This is a genomic window from Georgenia daeguensis, from assembly GCF_039537705.1.
GTDB classification, from domain to species: domain Bacteria; phylum Actinomycetota; class Actinomycetes; order Actinomycetales; family Actinomycetaceae; genus Georgenia; species Georgenia daeguensis.
On record NZ_BAABBA010000045.1, the window covers coordinates 1 to 8,356 of the forward strand.

The following is an 8,356-nucleotide window of genomic DNA, read 5'->3' on the forward strand; positions in this document are numbered from 1 at the left end:
CTACCACCGCCGTCGACGACAGGACGCCCTCGGCCGGTTGACCCCCATCGAGTACGAGACCATCATGACCACGCCAGCCACCCAGGCTGCGTGACCCAACCTGTCACCTATCCGTGCAGCAGACCCGGTCAACTGACCGAACAACTCAAGGGTCAAGTCCCAGGTAGTGGTGTAGCGCTGCGTTCTCCTTCTTGGGGGTTCAGGCGGTGAGTGCGGGTAGGTGGTCGGCTCCGATCTCGGGGTCGGTGGTGGGGACGATGGTCATGCGGCAGCGGGCCAGGACCTCGAGGCCGAGGTAGCGGCGTCCTTCGGCCCATTCGTCGGTCTGCTCGGCCAGGACGGCGCCGATGAGCCGGACGATGGCGTTGCGGTTGGGGAAGATCCCGACGGCGTCGGTGCGGCGGCGGATCTCGCGGTTGAGCCGTTCAGCGGGGTTGTTTGACCAGATCTGGGTCCACACGTCCTTGGGGAAGCTGGTGAATGCCAGGATGTCCTCCCGAGCTGCGCCGAGGTGCTCGGCGACCGCGGGGAGCTTCTCGGTGACGTAGTCGAGCAGCCGGTCGAACTGGGCGGCCACGGCTGGGGCGTCGGGCTGGTCGTAGACCGAGTGGAGCATCGCCTTGACCGCCGGCCACATGTTCTTCGGTGTCACCGACATGAGGTTCGCCGCGTAGTGGGTGCGGCACCGCTGCCAGCTCGCGCCGGGCAGGTTCGCCGCGATTGCCTCGACCAGGCCGGCGTGCGCGTCAGAGGTGACGAGTCGGACCCCGGCCAGGCCGCGGGCGGTGAGGTCGGCGAAGAACTCGTTCCACGCTGCTCCGGTTTCGGACGTCGCGACCCGCATGCCCAGGACCTCGCGGTGTCCGTCACCGTTGACGCCGGTCGCGATCAGTACGACCGCGTTGATGACCCTCCCGCCCTCGCGGACCTTCATCGTCAGGGCGTCGGCCGCGACGAACGTGAACGGGCCTGAGGCGTCGAGAGGACGGTGGCGGAACTGCTCCACGTGCTCGTCGAGGTCAGCAGCCATGCGCGAAACCTGGGACTTGGACAGCGAGTCGATCCCGAGCTGTTTGACGGGCTTGTCCATCCGCCGGGTCGAGACCCCGGCGAGGTAGCAGTCCGCGACCACGGTGATCAGCGCGGACTCGGCGCGCTTGCGGCGCTCCAGGAGCCACTCGGGGAAGTAGGTGCCCTTGCGCAGCTTGGGGACCGCGACGTCGATGGTCCCGACTCGGGTGTCGAGGTCGCGGTGGCGGTAGCCGTTGCGCTGGGAGACCCGGCCGGGGGTTGGGCGTCCGTACTCGGCGCCGACGACCGCGTCGGCATCGGCGGAGAGCAGCGCGTTGATCACGGTCTGCAGCAGTGAGCGCATCAGGTCGGGGCTGGCTTCGGCCAGGGCTTCACCGAGCAGGCCGGCAGGGTCGACAATGTGGGGAGCGGTCATCGTGATGACTCCGTTCGAGGGTGCTGTGAGAGGTTCACTCGAAGGATCACGCGGTGGCCGCGTCTACGTCTACAACCACGACGAGCTCGGCGACCGCGCTACACCACTATCGGGGACTCAACTAACTCAAGCCCGCCTTGAGCGATGAGAAGAGCCCACCGGGCACTCGTCGCTCGGCGGGCTCTTCTCTTTGGGTGGGGCTGCTGAACGGGGGACTCGCTGACGGGTAACCGCAAGGGGCTAGAGCAGCTTGGCGACAGACTCCGCTACACGAAGTGCCCAGTGTCGATAGCCGCCGAGTGAGGCGGAGAACGGGGCAGTCGGGTGGACGCCATCACTGCTGAGGTACCTGTCACGCATACCGTCGCCGGTGGCGGCAGCATCTTTTCCGGTTCCAGAGAGCCATGAATCCAGCTTCCACGACCCGGAGTGGTACGCGATTGCTGTCCCGCCCGGGTACCCGGTTCCAACGTTGGTGTGAGATGTGTGCGCCTTCGTGCATACGTAGATGCCGCCTGCGTAGCTGACTCGATCGCCGACTGCGTAGGCGGTGGATGTTGCCCATGCGCCACGGTTCGCGGGTCCGCCGAGGGTGTCGATATAGCCGATCACGTTCGGTGCCGCGAGTGCCGCGGTGCGCACTGCGTCGCGGTTCGCGAGGCGTCACGCGGTATATGAGTCGGCGAAGGAAGAGACCTCGGGGCCGACGACGAACACGAGTGCTCGTGGGCATCGCGCGGCAAGCTGAGCGTACATGGCGGAGCAGGCCGCGCCGATTGCACTCGCTCCGGCACTGTCGTCGTTGAGGGTCCCGTGCACAATGATGACGTCGGGCTGGATCTGCTCAAGCCAACCGAGCCTTGTGCTGCTGCCGAAAACCGAGCCGGTTCCCGCCTGTACGTAGCCCGTGCCCCCTTGACCCGCGTTGTATACCTCCCAACCAGTCGCGAGCGCGAGCGCGGCGTGCATTCCGTCCAGACCCGCCTCGACGTACGAATCCCCTGCGAGCGCTGCCTTGACGCTGGGGGTAGCCGTCGGCGTTACGGACGTGCTCGGCAGTGCCCATACTCCTGAAAAGCGAATGCGATGCAGCCACACACGTACTCGACGCACGCGAACATCAGCGAAAGTTAGCTTGCAAAGGTAGGAGCTGTTCGCCGTTGCCGTCAGCCCTCCGGGTTGCTCGGGGGCTGCGGTGAGCGGCTGTCCGTTGATCCAGACCCATGAACGCCAGCTCGTACCCGTGGACTGGGCTTCGATCATGAGTTCGATCTCTGCGGCGTCTGTGTCGAACTCCACGGCGTAGGAGTTCTCGCCGCCTGTTGTTGCGAGTCGTCGGAGCCGCGCGGCCGGGAGCATATAGACGTCAGCCCGCCGGCACGGTAGGTCGACGTCGTTTTGCTGAGGATCTTTGCGGAGCATGAGGACGGCAGCTGCTGACGAGCAAGGCGCTGACGCCCTTAATCGAGGGCCATGGCGATGGCGTCGTGAAGCTCAGTGTCGAGTTTGAGATTGTCGTATGCTGCGGCATGTTCCCAGACGAGAGCAGCTGTGGCTCGGATGATATTCATCGGCTCGTTTCCTGGGGCCACGAGGCGCACCCGACGGCCTTCGGCAGCCACGACGGCGTTGGCGACGGTCGATGTGAGGAACTGGTCATTGCGCGCGAGTCGGGTCGAGGGATACGGCAACGCGAGACCACGCAGGTCGCGCAAGATGAAGTCAGGTCGCGCATCGGAGGGTGCGGCGAAAACATCCTGAGGCCGGCTGATGCCGGTGAGGACGAGGGCGCTACTCATCTCGGAGCGACATGCGCCTCTGATGTCTGTGTCGACCTGGTCGCCGATGAATAGCCATCGGGAGCCGGGGAATCGTTCGCGGGCGGCGTCGAAGAGCGCCGTCTCCGGCTTTCCGGCAGCGAGAGGTTCGCGATTGATGACCGCGCGGACGGCAGCAACGAGTGCTCCGTTGCCAGGTGCCAGTCCGCGCTCGAGTGGAAGTGAGGTGTCGAGGTTCGTCGCGACCCACGGAATCCCGGAGGCGAGAGCGTAAGCAGCTTCGGCGAGGTCATTCCAGCTCACGTGTGGTGAGAAACCTTGCACGACTGCGTCGGGATGCTCATCCGCCGTGCGGACAAGTCGGTACCCCGCCCCTTGGAGCACCGTCGTCAGCCCCGGACCACCGACGACCAGCAGAGAAGTTCCGGGCTCGACAACCCTTGAGAGAAGCAGCAGTGTCGCCTGCGGTGAGGTGACGACATCATCTGCGTCGACGTCCAGTCCCATTGTCGTCAGCTGTTCCGCGACGTCCGCTGCCAGCCGAGAGGCGTTGTTCGTCAGGAACCCCACCGTCTTCGTCTCTCGAGCCGCGTTCAAAGCGGTGACGGCGTGCGGTATGGGTGCTGCGCCGCGGTACACGACTCCGTCGAGGTCGGAGAGGATGACGTCCGCGCTGTCAAGAGGGGTGGGGTGGGCGTCTCTGGCCATGCTGTCTCCCAGGTCAATGGGTGGACTATACAGTCCGGTCTTCCATCCTACGCCGATTCGGTCTATCCTCAGCTAGACAAGGCTATACAGGTATAGATAGGAGTCCCCGCATGTTGATTGGTATTGGCTGCGACCCGAATGCAACCACCCTCAAGGATGCCGTCGCTGATTACCTTCGCGAGCTCGGCCACGAGGTTCGTGATTTCGGCTCCGACGACCCCCTGTACCCGAAGACAGCCATAGCGGTGGCGGAAAGCGTCGCGGCGAAGGAGGTCGAGCGTGGTGTCGTGATGTGCGGCACCGGCATCGGCGTCTCCATCTCTGCGAATAAGGTTCCCGGGGCGTACTGCGCACTGCTCACGGACGCGTACCAAGCCGAGCGTGCTCAGCTGAGCAACGACGCCAACATGGTCGCATTCGGAGCTCAGGTCACCGGCGTCGAGTCGGTCAAGCGACTCGTTCGCGAATACCTCTCGGTGTCGTACGGGGAGAACGAGCGGAGCGCTCCGAAGCTCGCCGCTCTGTACGACTACGAAACCGAGAACACTCGCGTATGAATACCGTCCCGCTGCAGATCGAGGCGGAACTCGCACGCCTCAACGTCCTGCGGATGGTCCGGGCAGGCGGTTCTGGCCACCTTGGAGGAGCACTCTCGTGCATCGACATCGTGACCGCGCTGTACTTCGCGACCATGCGCGTCAACCCGCAAGCCCCGAAGGACCCGAACCGCGACCGGTTCCTGCTGTCCGCGGGCCACAAAGCAATGGCGCAGTACGCCGTCCTCGGCCGGCGCGGCTACTTCGAGGAGACGCTGTACGACACGTACGGCTCCGTCGGCAGCAAACTCGGCGGTCACCCTGACCTTCACAAGCTTCCGGGGATTGAAGCGAACACGGGCGCCCTGGGTCACGGGCTGTCGATTGCCGCAGGGATGGCACTTGGCCTTCGCGCAGCGAGCAACGGAGGACGGGTTTTCACCGTCCTTGGGGATGGTGAGCTCCCCGAAGGGGCGAACTGGGAAGGCGCGTCCATTGCGGCCCACCACCGACTCGACAACCTCGTCGCTTTCGTCGATGTCAACGATCTGCAGATCTCCGGGCCGACCGCTGAGGTCATGAACATGGAGCCGATTGCCGACAAGTTCGCAGCGTTCGGGTGGAACACCGTCACCATCGACGGGAACGATATCGATGCCGTCCTCGACGCCGTCAGCACCGCGGACGGTGAAAAGGGCCGGCCTACTGTCGTCGTTGCTCGCACGACGAAGGCGAAGGGCATCAGCTTCCTGGAAGGGACCCTTGCCTCGCACTACTGGAAGCCGACGGTCGAGGAACTCGACCGAGCCGAACGTGAAGTGCACGCCCGCATCGACAACCTGCGCGAATGGAACGACCATGGCTGCTGAGACGCTTACTCTTATCGATCCGCGAAAGACCTTCGGGCAAGCAGTGACCGACCTCGCTGCGAGCGATGACCGTGTCGTCGTCCTCTCCGCCGACAGCGGGCTGTCGTCGGGATTCGGCTCATTTCGCGAGCGCTACCCCGACCGCTACTACGAGTTCGGCATTCAGGAACACGGAACAACGGGCGTCGCGGCAGGTCTCGCATCAACCGGGAAAGTCCCCGTCTTCGCAGCCATCGCAGCGTTTGTCACCAACCGGAACTACGAAGCATTCCGTAACGACATCGCGTACATGGGTCAGAACGTCAAGATCGTCGGTCGCAACGGAGGGATCACTTACTCCGACCTCGGGCCCACACACTACTCCCTCGAAGACTATGCAATCATCCGCATGCTTCCCGGTGTCGTCGTCCTCTCACCCCAGGACCCCGGAGAGATCCGGGAGGCAGCCAAGGCGATGATTGAGCACGACGGGCCCGTGTACATGCGCATCGGGGGCCCATCGATCCCCGATCTGTTCCCGCAGGCACCGTTCACCATCGGGGAAGGGCGGATGATTCGGGAAGGGTCTCGCGCAACGGTCGTCACGACGGGGACCATCACCCCGGAGGTCGTGGTCGCGGTGCAACGGCTCGCGGACGACGGCGTCGATGTGGACCTCATCGGGATGCCAACTGTCGAACCTGTTGACGCGGCGCTTATCCGCGCGTCCGCTCGTCGCACCGGACGCGTCATCACCGTCGAGGAGCACTACACCCGCGGCGGTCTCTCCGCGGCCGTTGGCGAGGCTCTCGCATCCTCGGGAATTCCCGTGCACGCCATCGGGTTGCCGCATGAGCACATCGTCACCGGTACGTACTCAGGGCTGCTTGCTCGATACGCGCTTGACGCCGCGGGACTGGACGAGCGCATTCGGCTGCTCGTCCGCTAGGTGTGATGTCCAGGGACGTTGTTGTGTGAATCGCTCGTGATTGCTGAGGGGTGAAGGCCTCCGGTTGCGAGAGTGGAGCTGTCTAGAAACCGCTCACACAACACAGGAGGCCTTCGTGTCCCACGCTAACGCTGCTCTGACCCCGCGCGCTCGTTTGCGGCTGGCAAAGCTCATCGTCGAAGAGCATTGGTCTGCCACTTTCGCGGCGAAGATGTTCATGACCTCGCCGCCTACGGCACGCAAGTGGGCGGCGAGGTTTCGCGCCGAGGGGGCTGCGGGGATGATCGACAGGTCCAGCCGGCCGCGTTCGATGCCTACCAAGACGCCTCCTGAGCTGGTCAAACGGATCGTGAAAGCACGGTCGCGACGCAGGCTCGGCTCGGCACAGATCGCCGGAGAACTCGGCCTCCCGGCCTCGACTGTTCATGCGGTGCTGGTGCGCTACCGTATCAACCGACTCAGTCGCATCGATCGGGTCACCGGCGAACCGATCCGCCGATATGAGCATCCCCATCCCGGGGCGATGGTCCACGTCGACGTGACGAAGTTCGGCAACATCCCCGACGGCGGTGGCTGGCGGTTCGTCGGCAAGCAGCAAGGGGACAAGCACAAGGCAACGACGGCACTGCGCACGGGAAGAACCGGCAAAGGTCACCCGAACATCGGCACCGCATTCGTGCACACCGTCATCGATGACTACTCCCGCGTTGCCTACGCCGAGATCTGCACCGACGAGAAAGCCGACACGGCGATCGGCGTCCTCACACGCGCCGTCGCCTGGTTCGCAGACCGCGGCGTCACCGTCGAGTGTGTCTTATCCGACAACGGGTCGGCCTATCGCTCCTACGCATGGCGCGATGCCTGCGTCATGCGCGGCGTCCGACACAAACGCACCCGCCCCTATCGTCCTCGTCCACAGACCAATGGCAAGATCGAGCGTTTCCACCACACCCTCGCCGACGGCTGCGCCTACGCACGCTTCTACGGATCCGAATCTGAACGCCGAGACGCGCTACCCGGCTGGCTGCACTTCTACAATCATCACAGGCACCACTCCGCAGTCGGAGCCGCGCCCGTCAGCAGAATCAACAACCTGCCTGGACATCACACCTAGGCGGACCCGCCGTGGTGGACCCCGAGTCATCCACCACGGCGGGTTCACTCACGCTTGTAATCGAACTTCAGCCGCACCGTATCGCCGCGGAAGACGATGGTCGAGTACTCAAAGGCCGCCCCTGCCGGGTTCGTGATGACATCCGTCAACAGCAGTGCCGGGCCGCCCTTGCGCAGCTCCAGCAGCTTGGCGTCGGTTCCTTCGACGGCGATGACTTCCAGATCTTCGGAGACGCTCTTCATCGACAGATTGAATTTGTCTTCGAGAACCACGCACAGCTGCTCGTTGACGACATCCAGCTGATCCAGTCCCGGCGCGAGGCTCGCTGGCACGAAGGAGCGGTGGACGCTCAGAGGCTTCCCGTCTACCGTCCGCAGTCGTATGATGGCGATGACCTCGGCGCCCGCCGGCAGATTCAGGTGCTCACGCACTCTCGTCGGCGCGGGAACGCGCTCCGTAGAAATCAACGTCGTCGCGATGTCGTACCCGAGCACTTCGAGCTGCTCACGGATTCCTTTGTATGCAGGAGAGACCGCGTTGATCTTTTGCGGGGCGACGAATGTGCCCTTGCCGGCGACGCGGATGAGCAGACCATCACCCGCCAGTTTGTTGAGCACACCACGAATCGTCATGCGGCTCAGGCTGTACTCCCGGTTCAGCTCGTTCTCCGACGGGATGCGCTGCTCGGGTGCCCACTCACCACTGGCGATTTTCGCGTGAAAGATGTCCTCGAGCTGTTGATAGATCGGTGTCGCTGAGTCGCGCTCAATCACGTCCGTCATCTTTATGCCTCCAAAACTTTCCACATGACCTTACCTAGTTGTGATGTCCGGAAAGGTTGTTGTCGATCTGGGCCGCCCCCTTCATTCGGTCCGGACGCTCTGTGAGTCGTCGGTTTCCATTTGATGGTTGCACTGCCGAGCGTACTCGACTGGGGGTAGGTAGCCGAGCGAGGAGTGCCGGCGGTGATGGTTGT

General features: G+C 64.0%; 9 protein-coding genes. 4 read left to right on the forward strand and 5 right to left on the reverse strand.

Annotation, left to right across the window (positions count from 1 at the left end):
- Positions 1 to 199: 199 nt before the first annotated feature.
- From ABD774_RS20870 to ABD774_RS20880, 4 genes are all read right to left on the reverse strand, one after another.
- Positions 200 to 1,447 (reverse strand): IS256 family transposase, encoded by a 1,248-nt coding sequence (locus ABD774_RS20870; protein WP_345045545.1) that lies wholly within the window; start codon positions 1,445 to 1,447, stop codon positions 200 to 202.
- 240 nt (positions 1,448 to 1,687) lie between these two features.
- Positions 1,688 to 2,089, reverse strand: coding sequence for a carbohydrate-binding protein (locus ABD774_RS21795; protein WP_425554623.1), 402 nt, complete (start codon positions 2,087 to 2,089; stop codon positions 1,688 to 1,690).
- A gap of 21 nt (positions 2,090 to 2,110) precedes the next feature.
- Entirely contained in the window at positions 2,111 to 2,746 is a 636-nt protein-coding gene (locus ABD774_RS20875) for an SGNH/GDSL hydrolase family protein (RefSeq protein ID WP_345045547.1), read from the reverse strand.
- A 161-nt stretch (positions 2,747 to 2,907) separates the two neighbouring features.
- Positions 2,908 to 3,933, reverse strand: a complete 1,026-nt coding sequence (locus tag ABD774_RS20880) for an HAD-IIA family hydrolase (protein WP_345045550.1) — start codon at positions 3,931 to 3,933, stop codon at positions 2,908 to 2,910.
- A 110-nt stretch (positions 3,934 to 4,043) separates the two neighbouring features.
- On the opposite strand from ABD774_RS20880, the gene ABD774_RS20885 reads away from it, so the two are divergent.
- The 4 genes from ABD774_RS20885 (at position 4,044) to ABD774_RS20900 (ending at position 7,380) form a co-directional block, all read left to right on the forward strand.
- On the forward strand, positions 4,044 to 4,490 hold the full coding sequence (locus ABD774_RS20885) for an RpiB/LacA/LacB family sugar-phosphate isomerase (RefSeq protein ID WP_345045552.1): 447 nt from the start codon (positions 4,044 to 4,046) through the stop codon (positions 4,488 to 4,490).
- Positions 4,487 to 5,338 carry a transketolase gene (locus tag ABD774_RS20890; RefSeq protein WP_345045554.1) on the forward strand — a complete coding sequence of 284 codons (852 nt, stop codon included), beginning with the start codon at positions 4,487 to 4,489 and terminating at the stop codon, positions 5,336 to 5,338. The genes ABD774_RS20885 and ABD774_RS20890 overlap by 4 nt, the downstream gene beginning before the upstream one ends.
- A complete protein-coding gene (locus ABD774_RS20895) occupies positions 5,328 to 6,266 on the forward strand; it encodes a transketolase family protein (protein ID WP_345045556.1) in 939 nt (312 codons plus the stop codon). The genes ABD774_RS20890 and ABD774_RS20895 overlap by 11 nt, the downstream gene beginning before the upstream one ends.
- A gap of 115 nt (positions 6,267 to 6,381) precedes the next feature.
- Positions 6,382 to 7,380 (forward strand): IS481 family transposase, encoded by a 999-nt coding sequence (locus ABD774_RS20900; protein ID WP_345045559.1) that lies wholly within the window; start codon positions 6,382 to 6,384, stop codon positions 7,378 to 7,380.
- A gap of 44 nt (positions 7,381 to 7,424) precedes the next feature.
- Here ABD774_RS20900 and ABD774_RS20905 read toward each other — a convergent pair whose 3' ends face one another.
- Positions 7,425 to 8,162: a GntR family transcriptional regulator gene (locus ABD774_RS20905; RefSeq protein ID WP_345045561.1), complete on the reverse strand. Its 738-nt coding sequence runs from the start codon at positions 8,160 to 8,162 to the stop codon at positions 7,425 to 7,427.
- Positions 8,163 to 8,356 lie beyond the last annotated feature (194 nt).

Coding starts and splice junctions, on each gene's coding strand:
- ABD774_RS20890 (WP_345045554.1), top strand. CDS start 4,487: ATGAATACCGTCCCGCTGCAGATCGAGGCGGAACTCGCACGCCTCAAC.
- ABD774_RS20880 (WP_345045550.1), bottom strand. CDS start 3,933: ATGGCCAGAGACGCCCACCCCACCCCTCTTGACAGCGCGGACGTCATC.
- ABD774_RS20870 (WP_345045545.1), bottom strand. CDS start 1,447: ATGACCGCTCCCCACATTGTCGACCCTGCCGGCCTGCTCGGTGAAGCC.
- ABD774_RS20895 (WP_345045556.1), top strand. CDS start 5,328: ATGGCTGCTGAGACGCTTACTCTTATCGATCCGCGAAAGACCTTCGGG.
- ABD774_RS20905 (WP_345045561.1), bottom strand. CDS start 8,162: ATGACGGACGTGATTGAGCGCGACTCAGCGACACCGATCTATCAACAG.
- ABD774_RS20885 (WP_345045552.1), top strand. CDS start 4,044: ATGTTGATTGGTATTGGCTGCGACCCGAATGCAACCACCCTCAAGGAT.